The sequence below is a fragment of the Pseudomonas sp. MWU16-30316 genome, assembly GCF_020515645.1.
Classification (GTDB): domain Bacteria; phylum Pseudomonadota; class Gammaproteobacteria; order Pseudomonadales; family Pseudomonadaceae; genus Aquipseudomonas; species Aquipseudomonas cerasi.
This window is the reverse complement of the sequence record NZ_JAIZAZ010000002.1, coordinates 88,478-105,548: the sequence shown is the minus strand read 5'-3', so window position 1 is coordinate 105,548 and position 17,071 is coordinate 88,478. Positions and strand designations below refer to the sequence as shown.

General features: G+C 55.1%; 11 protein-coding genes and 1 pseudogene. 5 read left to right on the top strand and 7 right to left on the bottom strand.

What is annotated here, in order from left to right; translation table 11 throughout:
* Positions 1–60: 60 nt before the first annotated feature.
* From LCH65_RS07205 to rfbA, 5 genes and pseudogenes are all read left to right on the top strand, one after another.
* Positions 61–2,505 carry a glycosyltransferase family 2 protein gene (locus tag LCH65_RS07205; RefSeq protein ID WP_226439270.1) on the top strand — a complete coding sequence of 815 codons (2,445 nt, stop codon included), beginning with the start codon at positions 61–63 and terminating at the stop codon, positions 2,503–2,505.
* A complete protein-coding gene (locus tag LCH65_RS07200; protein ID WP_072365467.1) occupies positions 2,502–4,892 on the top strand; it encodes a glycosyltransferase family 2 protein in 2,391 nt (796 codons plus the stop codon). Before LCH65_RS07205 ends, LCH65_RS07200 begins: the two co-directional genes overlap by 4 nt.
* Positions 4,893–4,939: 47 nt before the next feature.
* Positions 4,940–5,410, top strand: a pseudogene (locus LCH65_RS07195) (GDP-mannose 4,6-dehydratase); the annotation flags it as partial.
* Complete coding sequence (gene rfbD, locus LCH65_RS07190) at positions 5,407–6,312, top strand: dTDP-4-dehydrorhamnose reductase (RefSeq protein ID WP_226439269.1); 906 nt, start codon at positions 5,407–5,409, stop codon at positions 6,310–6,312. The pseudogene LCH65_RS07195 and the gene rfbD, both read left to right, overlap by 4 nt.
* Positions 6,313–6,320: 8 nt before the next feature.
* Positions 6,321–7,202 (top strand): glucose-1-phosphate thymidylyltransferase RfbA, encoded by an 882-nt coding sequence (gene rfbA / locus LCH65_RS07185; RefSeq protein WP_096136867.1) that lies wholly within the window; start codon positions 6,321–6,323, stop codon positions 7,200–7,202.
* A gap of 109 nt (positions 7,203–7,311) precedes the next feature.
* Here the strand turns inward: rfbA and LCH65_RS07180 are convergent, their stop codons facing one another.
* The 7 genes from LCH65_RS07180 to LCH65_RS07150 all read right to left on the bottom strand — a co-directional run bounded on the left by LCH65_RS07180 (position 7,312) and on the right by LCH65_RS07150 (position 16,573).
* The gene (locus tag LCH65_RS07180; protein WP_072365459.1) at positions 7,312–8,772 is read right to left on the bottom strand and encodes a hypothetical protein; all 1,461 of its coding nucleotides are present in this window, start codon (positions 8,770–8,772) and stop codon (positions 7,312–7,314) included.
* The gene (locus LCH65_RS07175) at positions 8,769–9,623 is read right to left on the bottom strand and encodes a polyprenol monophosphomannose synthase (RefSeq protein WP_072365457.1); all 855 of its coding nucleotides are present in this window, start codon (positions 9,621–9,623) and stop codon (positions 8,769–8,771) included. Before LCH65_RS07175 ends, LCH65_RS07180 begins: the two co-directional genes overlap by 4 nt.
* Before the next feature lie 9 nt (positions 9,624–9,632).
* On the bottom strand, positions 9,633–10,106 hold the full coding sequence (locus tag LCH65_RS07170) for a GtrA family protein (RefSeq protein WP_226439268.1): 474 nt from the start codon (positions 10,104–10,106) through the stop codon (positions 9,633–9,635).
* 272 nt (positions 10,107–10,378) lie between these two features.
* Positions 10,379–12,904 carry a glycosyltransferase family 1 protein gene (locus LCH65_RS07165; protein WP_058445638.1) on the bottom strand — a complete coding sequence of 842 codons (2,526 nt, stop codon included), beginning with the start codon at positions 12,902–12,904 and terminating at the stop codon, positions 10,379–10,381.
* Positions 12,904–14,568: a class I SAM-dependent methyltransferase gene (locus LCH65_RS07160; protein WP_096136868.1), complete on the bottom strand. Its 1,665-nt coding sequence runs from the start codon at positions 14,566–14,568 to the stop codon at positions 12,904–12,906. The genes LCH65_RS07165 and LCH65_RS07160 overlap by 1 nt, the downstream gene beginning before the upstream one ends.
* The gene (locus tag LCH65_RS07155) at positions 14,565–15,782 is read right to left on the bottom strand and encodes an ABC transporter ATP-binding protein (protein WP_226439267.1); all 1,218 of its coding nucleotides are present in this window, start codon (positions 15,780–15,782) and stop codon (positions 14,565–14,567) included. The genes LCH65_RS07160 and LCH65_RS07155 overlap by 4 nt, the downstream gene beginning before the upstream one ends.
* Positions 15,779–16,573, bottom strand: coding sequence for an ABC transporter permease (locus LCH65_RS07150; protein WP_046236391.1), 795 nt, complete (start codon positions 16,571–16,573; stop codon positions 15,779–15,781). Before LCH65_RS07150 ends, LCH65_RS07155 begins: the two co-directional genes overlap by 4 nt.
* Positions 16,574–17,071 lie beyond the last annotated feature (498 nt).

Sequence of the window (17,071 nt, the reverse complement as noted above, 5' to 3'; positions counted from 1 at the left end):
TTTTTAAAGTGAACACGCCAGCTTATGTCCAGACACCTCGACCGTGGGCGAGAAACGCTCATGGATATGTTTCATCGCCACCGCCAGGCCGATGAGCACGACCTTGCCACCGTGGCACTCGAGTGTGCGCTGCAGACCCCTGAATACCGTCCGGAAGCACTGGTCTGGAAAGGTATCGAGGCCCTGCCGCAAGACCCAAAGCTTGCCTTTATTTATTTGCTCAACGCCGCGCACGCGTTTCCTTTGCGTGCGGACATTCACGCCCTGCTCGGGCGCAGCATCATTGCCCAGGGTCAGCCGTTACTGGCCAACCGTTACATGAGTAATGCCTGGCAAAAACTGCCTGCCGACGCTTCGCTACGCATGATGCTCTGGCAGGCACGCAGCCTGTCGGAAACACCTGAAGACTTGCGCCGCATCATTCTCGCGCACCTTCCTGATATTACCGCTGCCAACGAACTCGCTCTGGTACTCAAACTGCTGGCTGCGCAGACCGGATTGCCAGGCGCGCTCGGCGTGGTCCGTTACCTGCCTGATGTGCAGGAGATCCACGGCTGGGCCATCGACGTGCACAACGTGCAGACGCCTGTGTCGTTGCAACTGGAAGCCAACGGTCACTTGATCAGCATGGTTGCCAGCGCCCCGCACCCGTTACTGACAGCGGCAGGATTGCCTGCGGCTCACGGCGGTATTCGCATCAAGGTGCCCAATGCCACCCCTGCCGTGCATGTGCGCTTCGATAACGGCACCGCGCTGCTGGGCAGCCCACTGTCAGCGATGCCGGTTTTCGTTGCTCCACCTGCGGCGTTGAAGGTTGGTGACAAGCAGCCGGTGGATGTACTCATCCCTGTTTACGACGGCCTGGAAGAAACCCTTGAGTGCATCAACAGTGCACTGGAGGCGCGCAAACGTAATCGCACACCTCACCGCCTGGTGGTGATAGAAGACGCAACGCCGGTCCCCGCTCTGCGCAAAGCCCTCAAGGTTCTCGCGGGCAAGGGCAAAATTACTCTGGTGCAGAACCCCATCAACCTGGGCTTCATCCGCAGCATGAACCGCGCGATGGCGTTAAGCCCCAAGCAGGATGTGGTCTGGTTGAATGCCGACACCCGTGTGCAGGGTGACTGGCTGGACCGGCTGCGCACAACTGCCTATGCCGACGAGACCATTGCCTCGGTCACCCCGTTCACCAATAACGGCGAGTTGATGAGCTTTCCTGAAAGCCGATTCAGCCATCCGATGCCCAGCGCAGCAGAACAGGCCCGCCTGGACGATCTGGCGCGAATGACTGGCAGTCCGGCCATGGAGCTCGAAACCGGCTGCGGCTTTTGCCTGTACATCAAACGCAGCGCTCTGGACAGTGTGGGTTATCTGGATGAAGTCGAACTGCTGCGCGGTTATGGTGAGGAAACTGACTGGTGCCTGAGAGCGCGCGGCCTGGGTTGGCGTCATGTCGGAGCGCCGAATGTGTTCGTTGCGCACCAGGGTGGCATTTCATTCGGCGCCGAAAAGGCGCTGCGGGTTGCGCACAATAACGCCATCCTCAAGCGTCGATACCCGGACGCGTCATCGCGCTATGAAAACTTCTGCCTGCGCGATCCCATCAGGCCCGCGCGTCAGGCTCTGCAACGCGCGCGCCTTGTGCAACTGCCCGAGCAGTTGTCGACACCCGCATTACGGCAGTTGCATATCGCCAACAGCACATCGCAAGCGCCTTTAAGCCTCACCTGGCGCAACAAGGGCCAGCATGCGCAGGCAACGCTGCAGGCCAACGTGCTGCCGCTGGCATTCAGCCTTGATTACGAACTGCCTGCCCACACCGAGCAACTGCTGCAAGACCTGCGCAGCCTGCCACTGGACGAACTGATCTATCAGAACCTCGCCAATTGCCCTGAAGCGCTTTGCGCACTGGCCGAACAACTGGATAAACCTTACCGAATCGTTTGCCGCGATGACGTGTTGCTCACGCCAGACAGCCGCTTCGACTGGCCGCATTTCGCACGCAAGGCGCAGAGCATCGAGTTGCCGTGGCAGGCCCTGCGCGAGCGTTACGCTGCCGCTCTGCCCCAGGCCAATATTTTGATCCGGTCAGCCCCTCAAACGCTGCCGAACAACGATCTTGTACCAACCACCCTGCTGATTGCCGACCGCCTTTCAGACCCTGACATCGCCAAACAGTGGCTGGAACTGGGCAGGCGCATCACATACGAAAACCAATCTCTGGTATTGCTCGTTGCAGAGGACGGCCCGTGGGTCAAACCCTTGCTCGCCACTGGCGCAATTCATGCGTTACCCATCGCGCAAGGCCTGAGCCAGGCCGACTCCGTCTTGCTTGCCGGATGCACCGCTGCATTGAGCCTGGAGCGCAGCCCAGGCGCATCCTGGCGCGCTGCGGACCTGGCTGTCGAACTGGATCTGCCGCTGTACGCCATGCCAGGGCCGCTCGCCCAGGAAGCCGGAGCATTACCGATCAACACACTGCCTATTTCATTGAGTCGGACATGATCTCAGAACACACACCGGTCAACTCCGACCCGCCCCCCCAGCCCTCCGGTAATACACGATTCAATGGTGCCATCACCGGCCTGTATGGCGATGTACTGCAAGGCTGGGCGCTCGATACCCTGCATGCGGATGAACATCTGGTTGTCGAGGTCTACATCGACGGCGCCTGCGTTTCACTGGTCCGGGCCGACCAGTTTCATCCCCGCGCCGGTGCGGATGATCCATTCCATGGCTTTGGTGTACAGCTGCGCCAAGGCTGGCTGGATAATGCAAAGCACATCAGCGCCCGGGTGGCCAACAGTGACTACTGGCTTGCTGGCGACCTGCAATTACCGACCACGCCCAGCGCAGAGCCGGCGCCCATCGCGTCTCAGGTCTGGCACAGCGGTGGCCTGAGGCTCGGCGGCTGGTCTTGGGACCCGGATGCACCGCAGCGGCATGTGCAAATCACCGTGCGAGAGGGCAGTCGGGTACTTGGTCAAGCTACGTGCAATGTTCATCACCAGGCGCTGGTCTATCGAGCAACGAGCGATCACGGTTTCAGTTTTGATCTGCCTTGGGAACTGGCTGATGGTAAGCCACATACACTGGACATCGAAAATGACCTCGGCCATACGCTATCCGGCAGCCCAATAACCCTGTGCTGCTGGCACGACGGGCTGGAAGGTCTGCTCAAGCAGCATGAGCACGCACCCACCGAGCAAAATCTGGCATTGCTGACCCGGATTGCAGCGGACCAGGCAATGCGCCTGCCGAAAAGTGCAGGCTTTCATCATTACCCCGAGTGGTTTGAACGCTTCCGTCCTGCTGCGCCAAAAGACGATCAACCGCAGCAATGCAGGATCGGTTTGCTGTTAATAAGTGATGGCAACAGCACGCTTGAAGCCATCAGCCTCGCGAGCCTGAACGCCCAGCCCACAGCGCCTCATCAGTTGGTCAAAGCAGACGCCGCAGACCTGCTGCCCGCACTCAAGCAGTTACTTGAAGCCGGCTGCGATGCAGTGGTCCCGCTGATGGCCGGCGATCATCTGGGAATGCACGCACTGGAACACCTGAGTGCTCTGCTCGACGATGGCTGTGCGTGGGGTTATGCAGATTGTGATCGCGATGGTCCGCAAGGCGAGCGTAGCCTGCCGTGGTTGAAACCGGTATGGGACATCGACCTGTTTATGGGGGCCGATATCTTCACCCCCGGTGCGATCTTCGGCGCTGCGATCATCGATAAGGCACTGGCGCTGATAGCCGCCACTGATGGCCAGCGAACTCTTGATTGGCATCAGTTGAGCGCGGCCATCGCTCTGGCCAGCGAAACCGGTCAGGCTATGGTGGCGCATCTGCCGCAGGTGCTCTACCACCGCAGCCAATTCGCCCCGGCCAGCCCCGAGCAGGTCGAGCCATCAGCCCAGCGTCTGAACGCCATCGCCTGGTTGAGCGAAAGCCTCGCATCAGGTGCCAGCGTCACACAACTGCCGAACTTCCCGGCGCTGTTGCGTACGCAGTGGCCCTTGCCGGCCACCCTGCCCCGCGTCAGCCTGATCGTTCCAACCCGCGACCAACTCGGGTTGCTGCGCACCTGTATCGAAGGCCTGCTGACCGCGACTGATTATCCTGACCTGGAAATCATCGTTGTCGATAACCAGTCCAGCGACCCGCAAACCCTGATTTATCTGCAAGAGTTGTCTGGGCGCGGAGTGAAGGTTCTGCCCTACCCTCACCCTTTCAATTATTCGGCCATCAACAATTACGCCGCCACCCACGCCTCCGGTGAACTGATCGGGCTGGTCAACAACGACATCGAAATCATAGCAGCCGACTGGTTAACGGAAATGGTCAGCCAACTGCTGCGTCCGAACGTCGGCGCAGTAGGAGCCAAACTGCTGTGGCCCAACCGCATGGTGCAACACGGCGGCGTGGTGGTCGGAGTCAATGGACTGGCCGCGCACACTGGCAACCATCTGGAACAACGCGATGCCGGCTACCTGGGGATGAATCAGATCACCAGACGCCAAAGCGCAGTTACGGCGGCATGCCTGCTGTTGCGCAAATCGGTCTTCGATACGCTGCAAGGCCTGGATGAACAGGCTTTCCCGGTGGCTTTCAATGACGTGGATCTGTGCCTGCGTATTCGACAACAAGGCTTAAACATCATATGGACGCCATTTGCCGAACTCATCCACGCCGAATCGGCCAGCCGCGGCAAAGACCAGACTCCGGAAAAGCGAGCCCGCGGCCAGCGCGAACAGCAAGGCTTTATCGAACGCTGGTCCCAATCTGGCCAAAGCGATCCGTACTATCACCCGGCGCTAAGCCTGGATTATTTGAGCGGGCCTTACGGGGGCTTGGCGATTCCGCCAAGACATAGGCAGTTACGACGCGTAGGCACTTAACTCAAGAGATCTTATGAGTATTTGCAAGCCTAGCCTTCAGGTTGTGCAAGGCGCTACTGGTCTAAGGTGATGGCCAACAGTTCCGAGACTGTTGTACGTAGAAGATCACTACTGCGGTATTCGCCGTGCTCTGGAAGTCGATGCGCTAGGCTAGACTTACAATATGGCGGCTGGAACAAGAAGGCCAATATCGATATTGTCCAGACCCTGTGTGCCTTGCTCGATGAACTGGCTCCAGCCGCCGGGCTTGAGGTCATCAATCGGAAGACCGGCCAGCCGGTCAGAGCTTACGCAGAGCTGATCACATATGTGACCCATCGCCATGGCCATGACCGTCGCTATGCGATCATGCGCGCAAGATTGAACGCGAGCTGGGCTGGAAGCCTGTGGAAACCTTTGACACCAGAATTCGCAAGACCGTGGAATGGTATCTGGCCAATCAGAAATGGGTAGGTGGCGTCATGGATGCAAGTTACCGTGACTGGATCGTGCAACAGTATGAGGTCAGCGACGCATGAAGATTCTGCTGCTGGGCAAGAATGGGCAGGTTGGTTGGGAACTGCAGCGCGCTCTGGCGCCGTTGGGCGAGGTGATTGCGCTGGATCGTCAGGGTGCCGATGGCCTGTGCGGTGATCTGGCCGATCTGGAACGCCTGGCCGCCACGGTTCGTGCGCTGGCGCCTGATATGATCGTCAACGCAGCGGCCTATACGGCCGTGGACAAGGCCGAGAGCGAGCCGGACCTGGCGATGTTGATCAACGGCGAAGCTCCGGGCGTCTTGGCTAGAGAGGCTGCCGCACTGGGCGCATGGCTGATTCACTACTCCACTGACTATGTGTTTGATGGCAGTGGTGAAGAACAATGGCAGGAAAGCGCGCCAACCGCTCCGTTGTCGGTCTACGGCCGCAGCAAGCTGATGGGCGAGCAGGCGATTCAGGCCAGTGGTGCCAAGGCATTGATACTGCGCACCAGTTGGGTGTATGCGGCACGCGGCCATAACTTTGCCAAGACCATGCTGCGCCTGGCCACCGAACGTGACTCGTTGAACGTGGTAGCAGACCAATACGGCGCCCCCACCGGTGCCGAACTGATCGCCGACGTCACTGCGCAGATTCTGCATCGAGTGCGCGCTGATCAGAACCCGGCAGCATTGGCAGGCATCTATCACCTGGCTGCTGCCGGTGAGACGTCATGGCACGGCTTTGCACAGTTCGTTCTGGAACACGCCGCACGTAATGGCGTGGCATTGAAGGTAGCGCCCGACCAGATCGGCGCCATCCCCACAGAAGCGTATCCAGTGCCGGCACCGCGCCCGCGCAATTCGCGGCTGGCTTTGGCTAAACTCGAAACTGCTTTTCAATTAAAGATGCCGTCTTGGCAACAAGGCGCACAACGCATGCTGGACGAAATCCAGCGCTAAGGACTCTCATGGCTCGTAAAGGAATTATTCTCGCCGGTGGCTCGGGTACTCGTTTGCACCCGGCCACACTCGCTGTCTCTAAACAGCTGCTACCTGTGTACGACAAGCCGATGATCTATTACCCGCTGAGCACGCTGCTGCTGGCCGGGATACGCGATATTCTGATCATCTCCACACCACAGGACACGCCACGCTTCTCGCAGCTGCTGGGCGACGGCAGCCAATGGGGTCTGAACCTGACCTACGCCGTACAGCCAAGCCCGGATGGCCTGGCTCAGGCGTTCACCATAGGCGCAGACTTCATCGGCAACGATGCATCGGCGCTGGTACTGGGCGACAACATTTTCTACGGCCATGACTTCCAGTCGCTGCTGCTCAATGCCAGCAACCGTGAGTCGGGTGCCTCGGTCTTCGCATATCACGTGCAGGACCCCGAGCGTTATGGCGTAGCCGAATTCGATGACAGCGGCCGAGTGCTGTCGCTGGAGGAGAAGCCGCAGGTTGCCAAGTCGAACTACGCCGTCACCGGCTTGTACTTCTACGACAATCAGGTGGTCGATCTGGCACGTCAGTTGAAGCCCTCCCCACGCGGCGAGCTGGAGATCACCGATCTCAACACGCTGTATCTGGAGCAGAAGCAACTTCACGTCGAGATCATGGGGCGTGGCTATGCCTGGCTGGACACCGGCACGCATGACAGCCTGCTAGAGGCCGGCCAGTACATCGCCACGCTGGAAAGGCGCCAGGGCTTGAAGGTCGCCTGCCCGGAAGAGATCTGCTACCGCGCGGGCTGGATTGATGGTGCGCAGCTTGAAAAGCTTGCACAGCCGTTGATCAAGAATGGCTACGGCCAGTATTTGAAGAATGTGCTGAAGGAAAAGGTCTTCTGATCTGAATCTGGCGGTTCGAGATGCCAGATCGATAAAGGGCGCGATACCGTTTTTAACGGCATCGCGCCCTTTCGCTGTTTAGCGCTGCTGACAGGAGTTACATCTGGAGTCAGTTGACTTCAAGCACCATTTTGAGCAGTTTTTTCTCACCTACAACGATAGGCTCGGCCTTCTTGACAACCAGTTGGTTATCACCTGTGACACCGAAGTTACCAACGATTTCGTTTACGCAAAGCTCAGTGGTGTCGAAGAAGCAAAGCGCCGTAAATTCGCCCTTGCCCTTTGTCGTTGCCAGGAAGTCATCTCTGAGGACTCCGCCACGAAACGCAGCGCCATAGACCGGCAAATCAGGCTGCAGATGCTTGGTTTCGAATACAGCGGGCCAGACGTCCCAGAAAGCACCAGCAATGACCTCGGCTTTTTCTTCCACAGCCACATTGGCCACGGCACTGGAATTGGAGCGCCATGGTGCACCAACCAGCTCTTTATAAGTCGCTGTGAAACCACCCAGAGGAAAAAATACACAGTACACCAGTGCAAGCCCCGGGATGAGCAGTGCGTACTTGTACCGACCCAGCATGAGTGTACGGGTGATGACAAAACCGAACACACTGGCGATGATGAGTTCGCTGGTCAGGAAATAACGTATGTTATGTAGGTTCATTTGAACCCATAGTGTGTTGGCCAACAGTACAACGATGGCCAACGCTACGCACAACACGCCGCTTAATTCAAGAAATTTTTTCTCTGCCGATATCTGATAACAAACGAATGTGATAGCGAGGAACAGCAGAAATGCGCCAAGTTTAAGATTCTGATAAATGACATGCAGGGCATCAATGACGGCCTGAAGCGATATCAAAAGACCTAGCTCAGTAGGTGCCACGCCATAGGTCTGGCTATGATAGCGCGCGATCAGAACCGCCAGGCAATTGATGACAAAAAAGGAAAGGTATCGTTTCCAGGAAGGCCACCTCAAGACGCCAAGCAGAAAGATCGCGGGGATCGCGTAGGTCAGTAACGCATAGTTAGTGGCGTAAGCGACACTGCACACAAACAATGCAATGGCAGCAATAACAGGCTTTGGTAGTTTTGAGTAGGTCAGTGCGTAAGCGAAGGCCAGCATGACCAGCGATGTACCGAACGTATTGTGCTGAACATAGAAATTGAAATGAGCGTATTGGCTCAGGCAAGCCAGCAATATGACGTTGGTAATTGCAATTGCGACCAGCAGAAACTTCGGGCTCCTGTTGAAGAAGATCAATATGCCCAACGGGGACAGATACGCGAACAGGCTGCGAAAGAAAACCTGCACCCTCAAATTGGTCTCCACATCTGTAAATGGCGAGGCCAGTGCGGGTATGAAATTCAGCAGGCGGTCCTGGCCCCAGAAATACCAGGTCAACTTCTGGGTCGACATCAGCGAGGTCAGGATCCCATCGCCATCCTGAAAGCCGGCTAACGCCTGGGTAAGCGGGAATACCGCACCCGCTATGACTCCAGACATTACTATAAGCAGGACACCCAGAAGCAGCTTGCGACGATCATCACTGGTAGAGGTACCTGTCATGCGCTTTTCGCACCATGCTGACGGTTACCGCAGCTCAGACAAACGTCGTCCTTGATATCTTTTGAGTTCGGCTGATCTACTTTGATCAGCGAGAATTCACATTGGCACTTCTCGCATTTCATTATCACGTTGTTCACAGCAGGAGAAATCTTGGTGAAATGACTGATTGCCGTCAGCCTGAGCAAATTAGCGATGCCGCGGAAGATTTCCAGTGGAGGAATCTTCGACACACCAGCATTGCGCTCATGGAAGTGGATCGGACGTTCAGATAGTTTCAGACCATGTCGATAAGCCTGAACAATCACCGCGAGGAAGAATGAGTAGCCACCCACGACCAGCGTGTCGAAGTCGATTGCATTCAACCGGCTGACGCGAAACGCGCGAAAAGAGGTAGTGAACTCGGTCAACTTGATGCCCAGCAATAGCCTGGCGGCTTTGTTTGCTGCCTGACTGACGCGCAGACGATAGCCTGTGTAATCACACTTTCCGCCTTCAGCGTAACGAGAGCCGATGACCAGATCAGTGGTCGCATCAAGAGCGCCAATCAGCTTCGGGATGTCAGCGGGGTCGTGGGAGTGGTCGCCATCCATGGTGACAAGAATGTCGTATGAATGAAAAATCGCATACTTCCACGCCAAAAGATGCGCAGTACCCAAACCAAGTTTTCCGGGACGTACGATCACTTTCAGGCTTGGCCTGGCCAAGGTGGCCAGAATATCAAGGGTGCCGTCCTTGCTGCTGTCATCGACCACAAGGATATCCGCATCGGGTGCGGCAGCGGTGATCCGCTCGATCATGGACGTTACGTTGCCTGCCTCATTGTAGGTGGCAAAAAAAATCAATTTTTTCATTATTTTTGCTTAATTCTGTTCAATTGGTTTGGGTTTTGGAGACAGCATTTTCCAAACGAAGTTATAGGACATGAAATAATTCCAGAGCGAACCCACCACGATGCCACACAGCGCGGAAATCATAGGCATCTGTATCCGGTCGTAAACCTCTCCAGAAATCAGCAAGCTCAAACCCAGCCCAAGAGAAGTGATCGTCAGATAGATCAAATACCCGGCAATGATTCGCTTGCCGGCCAGGCTTGTCTCACGGTAGGTCGACTTGTTGTTCATCAGATAGTTGAAGCTGGCAGCAACGATCATCGCTCCCGCGTTGGCGTACCGGAAGCTGTCCGTCGAGGTCAGCATGAGTGTTTTGAGAACACTCATGTGTACCAGAACACCAAGTGATCCAACGATCAGGAATGAGATGAGTGATAAGGGAAATATCCCTCGGGTAATTCTGTAAGCGAGGTTGGCGATTCTTCGTATTAAATTAGGTATCACGCTGTTCACTACCGTATGGAAGGTTTTGACGCTGACAAACGCTGATTAACGCGCAGAAATCGCCCAAAAAATAGGCCGGAATGATAGGGTTTTTAGGCCTATCTAGCAAGCAACACGACGTTACAACCAGACCAAACGACAACACACGCCACGTCGTACAAGGTCCAGATGAACGCCTACGAGCAAGCAAAACAACCTAAATCTCACACCATTTTCAGGCCACAGGACTACTCCTGCAGCACATGATCAGAACTTGAGCCAAGAATAGCGTTTCAAAAAGCGTACTTTTCTATCTCGCCAATGAGCTGCTGCGCGCTACCTTTCCAGGTAAGCCAAGGCATCTCGCCGGACTGTGGATGTTGCTTCTGCTCGAAAAGAATCAACCACTCAGTCAGGCTATCGGCGACGTCCTGTGCACTCGCGCCATTGAAATACCAAGCAAACTCACCCGCCACCTCGCGAAATACAGGCAAGTCTCTCGCGATGATCGGCAGCTTGTATTGCGCTGCTTCAATCAATGGCAGACCAAAGCCTTCACCGTAGGAAGCTGCTATCAGGCAATCTGAATGGTTATAGAGATGCTCGAGGTACTCATCACTTACCCCGTCCAGCCACAGCAATTGCTTGCCCAGTTGCTCATGGCTCATCAGCCGCGCCGCCAGATCATCCACCAGCCAGCCATGCTTGCCAACGATGATCAGATTAGCCTTGACACCTGCCGCCCATAGCAGCTCAAACGCGTCCAGCGTCTGTGCGTGTCCCTTACGGGGCTCAAGTGTACCCACCATGAGAAAGTGCGGGAAAGGCTCAAGCGACTCTATGCGAAGTGCGGGATTTTCCGGAAAGCCGGTCGACGGCATTGATTGGTCAATATCGGCGCCTAGATGGAAAGCGCCTATGCGGAAAGGGCGAGTACGCGCGGGAGCATTGTGCTCCAGCCACTCGCGCATTTCGTCTGCAACCGCATGAGATATACACATCGCGCCATCATACTGGGCAACTGCGTGAATCCACTTCACGTAATGCGCCTGCAGACTGTCAACAAAACAGTGCGGCAGTTGAAGAATCAGAAGATCGTAGACAACAAAGAAGATGTTGACCCCATGGGCCTGCATCGTATCCAGATAAGTCTGCTTATGTGGCAGAACATCCATCAACAGATCGAGGCAAAGGTAGGTATCACCCGCACGGTAGCTGATGACTTCGTCCTCTTCTGCTTCACTGGCCTCCTTACCCAGAAACAATGTCGTAAACTGCGCTGCATACCGGTAAAAAGGCTCACCTGCCTTCGTATAAACCGGCTTGATAACATAGCCCTCAGGAGCGTGGTTCAGCCATTCGGCCAGGATGCTGCGTACAACTCGCTGTATTCCGCTCTTGCCGTCATGTTTGCACAATTCCGAGATATCAACGAACAGCGTTGGTTTATCTGCGGGGCCCTGCAAAGAAAAATCAATGGCTTTGGCAAGGCGCGAGATATCCAGATCTCCAGAGCCCAAGTGCCCTGTCGCGGCCAAGGCGTCAACCAGAGCCAATGCACTATCTTTTTCCGGCGAAATTCTGTCCGCCGAACGTCTGAAATTGGCCAGAGCCTGTTCGAATGCCTGGACCGAGGCAATGCCAGTACGGTCCCATGAGAACTTCTCGGCACGCTGCAGACCATGGCTGACAAGGGTATTTCGGAACGAGTCATCGGTGAGTACGGTACGGATTTTCTCGGCAATCGCCTTGACGTCGAACGGATCAAACGTCGCGTCATGCCAACCGATGACTTCTGGCACGCTAGAGGTATTGGCACCTATTACCGGCGCACCACACTTCATCGCCTCGAGCGGTGGCAAACCAAAACCTTCATGCCAAGACGGAAATACGTACACCTGACATGAGCTATATAACGCCACCAGCTCAGCGTCAGTGACATAGCCCGTTAGCACCACATCATTTGGGCTCAGGCCAAGTTCTTCGGCGAGTGCCAGATAAGTGTTTACATGGAAATCTGGCATTTTTCCTGCAAAGACTAACTGAATGTCGCTCTGCTCCGCCTTGATCATTGAAAACGCTCTGATCAGTTGTGGCAGGTTCTTGCGCTCGTCAGCTCCGCCGGAATAAAGCACGAACCTCTCTCGCAGGCCGAACTTTTTTTCAAGATCGGCGCGTTCATCAATACTCAAAGCAACCGGCTGAAAAACATCGTCTGCGGCTGTCGACACATTGACGACCCTGGAGTCATCAAGCGGTAGCAGAGACAGCGCCTCTTCCTTCGCAAACTCCGAAATAGAAAGCAGAAGACCGTAGTGTTTGAAGTCCTCAACCTTGTTCAGATAATGCTTTTTGTAGACGGGATTGTTGTCTAAGTACTTCTCCGGACTCACGAAGGGGATCAGATCATACAGTGTCGAGCTGACCAACGATGTCGTGTCCAGGAGAGGGCTGCCAATGACCGCATCGTCGCCATACCCTTCGACTGCGCTAGTGACATGCACTACATCCGGCTTCAAGTCGCTGATGCAGGCTTGCCGAATCCGCTGCGCCACATCCCTCCTGACACCATTGGCCGGATCCATATCAGATACCGGCCCTTGGGCATACCATACACGTATATGACTCTGCGGCAGAAAGCCGACAAACGCTGCGCGGATGCTTTCAATACTTTCGCTAAGCATACCGTTGAGGACCAGGTAAACCTCGTGGTCACCACGATTGCGCACAATACCCATCGCCAGAGAAAGACTATAACGACCAATACCGCGGAACCGGCTTTCTGTTTGTGCGCCCTGCATGTCAATTACGATGCGCATTATTCTTGCCCTCTAATCATAGCTTCCCTGAGGGCATTCTCGATGGTGCGGCCTCGCTGGGTCAGTGGTGCGTGATCAATCACGCCGTGCGGTGGATCGCTGATAATGGTTTCAGGTGCCGGGTTCACAGTCGCTTGATGCATTCCACTCAGCTTGGCGTGAAGCCAAGGACTGGATTTCAAGACAGCGAGGACTGGACGTTCGATTGCTGGTCTACGTGCCAGCCACAGCCGCGCATGTGGAACGGTGCGACGCAGTGCCTGGCCGAGCGTAGGACGACTGCGGCGGAACGGCCAGTAAATGCAGCGCGCGATGAACCGCAGCGGTGCAGTAAGGCGCCAAGACGTGCTCCGGTGTACCGCATTCAACTGCTGCTCATAGGCTGTAGCGCGCAACCACCAGTGATGTGCATTGCCCAGCGACGCATTCAAACGTGCATTCAAATCGTCAAGTTGCGCTTGCGCCTGAGCCTGCTCTGCCTGTCCATCAGTTAAAGAATCCCGAGTCAGGAGTTCAATCCTGGTCTGGAGCTGCCCTATGGTGGCCAAGGCTTCATCAATACGATCCTCTGCCTGCTTTAAATGATGGAACGTATCTTCCTGCAACAACTGCACAGTGTGGTAGCGCGACTCCGCAAGATCAGCGCGCAAGCCAATCTCTCGTAACTGCGCGTCCATGTACGTACGATGTTCTTGAAGTTGGGTATCCATACGTTCGTGAAGCGCTTGCAGTTGAGCTTCCATTCGTGCGTAATTTATATCAGTACGCCCTCCAAGCTCATGAACGACGACTTCCAATTGCTCGCTGTGCTGCACGGCATGTTCGATGTCGTGCTTGGCTTGCTCGCTCTGAATCGTTAGCTGTTTTGAAAGAGCTTCCAGGTTCTGATTGCGCTGTTCAATCTCCTGCAGTCGACTCAAGGTCTGCTCATCATATCGCTTGGCAAGCGTATTGAGCGGAAGGCCATAGTCCGTCGAAAACGCATTATCAAAATGTTCGAGCTGTTCATCTGATGCCGTTTTTTGAGCGACAATCGCATAATCAGGGCTAGCCCCCCCCAAAACGTCCATCAGATCGACGGGACCACCCTCTGCCAATACCGTAGGTTCGTGAAGGCGCATCAGCTTCGAACGACTGAACCCAGAGAACTCGATCAGAAAATCCAGTAACAAGTGCGGAATCGGGCGTTCATGGGTCGGATCAAGATAGAAATGTTGCGTGCCCACTACCAGATTTTCTGCGTTGGGCGTCTCCAGAATCAATAGTCCTGCCGGCTTCAAAACTCGCAGTGCTTCTGCAACCAGGACTTTCAGATCCTTGAAGGGTATGTGCTCTGCAATATGAAAACCTGAAACAAGTGCCTGACTTTCGTCAGGCATCTTTTTTAGCGCACTCAGTGCATCATCCAGTTCAACGGGCAAACCGCGTTCGATGCAGGCGTCGAGCATGCCATTATCCATATCGATACCGAGCGGAGCGAAGCCTGTCTGAATCAAGATTTCGAGCCATTCTCCGCGACCACAGCCAAGATCCAGAGCCTTGGACGCTGGATACAGTCTTTCGAGAGGCTGAATGAACGGAAAGAATGCCTGTTGCCGCTCGCGAATCAACTCACGGGAACCACGATGGCGGTCTTCAAAGGCGCGATAGAAAGGAAGGGTCATCGATTGCACTCCACAACAGGCGGCAGCCAAGCCAGTCCTACAAACTCGCTTTGCGAAATATTGACTACGTTAAACACAAGCGTCAGGTCCACCCACTCATAGTTGCGTGATAAATGACTGTCTGTTGTATGGAGCGCTACCGCAATCGAGTAAGAGCCCGGACCGAGGTTGGCCGCAAAGCTGAACACGTAGTCCAGCGACTCGCCCGCCTGTAGATCAACAACCTTGCACCCCATGTGGTGAGTGTTGGTGCCATACACCGGCTGTCCAAGTCGGTCCTTGACCAGGTAACCCACCACCAACTCGGGGATAGCGCTATTCACTTGAGCGTTAACACGCAATGAAACCGGCTCACCAACAGACACATATTCAATGCGTTCGCCCGCAGCGTTATGCAAAGTCACGGGGCCTATTGTGGCCTCGCCGCTACCTGACCGCGTCTGCACAACACCCTCCTCCAGCTCTCGAGTCTGCACGGTGGCGTTTTCTTTTTCAGCGATCAAAGCATTGTAAAAGTCCATGACCTCTTCGGGCTTGCCATCCTTGATGACGGTGCCTTTTTCAAGAAGGATCGCTCGATTACACAATGCCTGAATGGACCCACGGTCGTGCGACACGATCAACAGGGTTGTGCCTTGCTTTTGAAACTCGCGTATGCGGTCAAAGCTTTTGTGCTGAAAATAACTGTCACCTACCGACAAGGCCTCGTCGACAATAAGGATCTCAGGCCTGATGGCAGTAGCGACGGCAAATGCCACACGCATCTGCATACCACTCGAATAGGTGCGCACCGGCTCATCGAAATAGCTTCCGATCTCCGCAAAGGCTTCAATCTCGCTGATAACGGTATCTATCTGGTCGGCATTGAAGCCCATGAGGCCTGCCGCATGATACACATTCTGACGGCCAGTCAGATCAGGGGTAAAACCCATTCCCAGCTCAAGAATCGCAGCGATGCGTCCATTGACCTGCACATTGCCTTCAGTCGGCTGCAGGGTGCCAGTTATCATTTTCAACAGTGTCGACTTGCCCGCGCCGTTCTGTCCGACAATGCCTATAGCCTCACCCGGGTGAATCGAAAAGCTTATATGTTTGAGAACCCAATGTTCCTCTTTGGGCTTGGTACTCAGCCCAAACCAGCGAGCGATACGCTGAAACTCGGAGGCATAGACGCGATAGGCCTTACCCAGATTATTGACACTTAGCAGGCTCATAGTACATCCACCATTTCCGGCGCCGCCCGGCGAAACATGAAGAGGCCCAACAGCATCAACCCAACAGCAACAGAGGCAGTGACGGCCATACTTTGCAGATCAGGCGCTCGCGCATAAACCAGAACATCGTGATAGGCGCTGACGATCGGAAACATGGGATTGATGCCCATGACACTCTTGAATTGCTCAGGGATGATGTTGAGCGGGTAGACAATCGGGGTAAACCAGAACCATACCTGCAGCAGAATGGGAATGACCTGACCGACGTCGCGTATGAATACGTTCAACACGCCGAGAATCAGCCCCAGACCTACAGCAAGCGCAGTGATCACGATGGTCAGCGGAATCAGCCACAACATTTGCCAGTGCGGCCATTGTCCCAACGCTGCGAAGACCAGCAAGATGGCGGCAAACAGCAGTACGTAGTTGAGCAGGCATGAACCCGCGACAATCACCGGCAATGTAATACGCGGAAAGCGCATTTTTTTCATCAGGTTGCCCTGATCGATGAACAGCGTCAGGCAACGACCGATGATTTCAGAAAAATAGCTCCAGGCCAGCATACCGGCCATCAGGTAGACCGCGTAGGCATACTTGTTGTCGATGCCAGGTAGTTTGGCAGCCAGAACGTTGGAGAGAACCAGCGCGTAGATCGCAACCTGTGCCAGCGGGTTGATAATCATCCACAGGCCACCCAGGCGGCTGCGGGAGAATCGTGCGGAAAACTCATTGCGTATAGATGAAAAGACGAATCCCCGGTAACCCCAAAGGCTTCTGAACAGCTCCAACATTGATGACTCCTGAAAAGGGTGAAGTCGTGCTTACCCTGAGTGTTTCCGTTTCGCGCAACGTTACTCAAGGCCTCAATCGAGGCTCGCCCTGTGAGAGGCTTAAGAAGCCGCGATACGTAAAAAGCAGAAAAGGTTTCTGGGGGCGCACTATATCGCCTTCGCTGGAATAGTCACCGTCTAGTCTACAAATCCCCGCTTTATAGTTGAATTGTTCATGAAGTCCAGCCGGGTCTGACGGTGGAAAGCATCGAAAAATCAGCTATTTTCGGGCAAGCCTGCGCCAGCTTGAAAATCACGGAGATTGAAGACTCCCAATGATGCCTCATGGCCATAGCGATTGCACCGCCAGACACTCGGGATCGCGGATCACTCACTCTTGAAAGCTAAGGATCTATGGGTGAAACAGTCGTATATAGGCTTTCTAACCTGTATCATTGCACACCAGACATACAGTACAAGCCTCGAGAATAACCCGGGGCCCCGTTCCTCGATGGAGTT

Bases quoted from the DNA above. Each gene is read 5' to 3' on its own strand.
- LCH65_RS07155 (WP_226439267.1), bottom strand. From the start codon at position 15,782: ATGAGCCTGCTAAGTGTCAATAATCTGGGTAAGGCCTATCGCGTCTAT.
- LCH65_RS07160 (WP_096136868.1), bottom strand. From the start codon at position 14,568: ATGACCCTTCCTTTCTATCGCGCCTTTGAAGACCGCCATCGTGGTTCC.
- LCH65_RS07205 (WP_226439270.1), top strand. From the start codon at position 61: ATGGATATGTTTCATCGCCACCGCCAGGCCGATGAGCACGACCTTGCC.
- LCH65_RS07200 (WP_072365467.1), top strand. From the start codon at position 2,502: ATGATCTCAGAACACACACCGGTCAACTCCGACCCGCCCCCCCAGCCC.
- LCH65_RS07175 (WP_072365457.1), bottom strand. From the start codon at position 9,623: ATGAAAAAATTGATTTTTTTTGCCACCTACAATGAGGCAGGCAACGTA.
- LCH65_RS07150 (WP_046236391.1), bottom strand. From the start codon at position 16,573: ATGTTGGAGCTGTTCAGAAGCCTTTGGGGTTACCGGGGATTCGTCTTT.
- rfbA (WP_096136867.1), top strand. From the start codon at position 6,321: ATGGCTCGTAAAGGAATTATTCTCGCCGGTGGCTCGGGTACTCGTTTG.
- rfbD (WP_226439269.1), top strand. From the start codon at position 5,407: ATGAAGATTCTGCTGCTGGGCAAGAATGGGCAGGTTGGTTGGGAACTG.
- LCH65_RS07165 (WP_058445638.1), bottom strand. From the start codon at position 12,904: ATGCGCATCGTAATTGACATGCAGGGCGCACAAACAGAAAGCCGGTTC.
- LCH65_RS07180 (WP_072365459.1), bottom strand. From the start codon at position 8,772: ATGACAGGTACCTCTACCAGTGATGATCGTCGCAAGCTGCTTCTGGGT.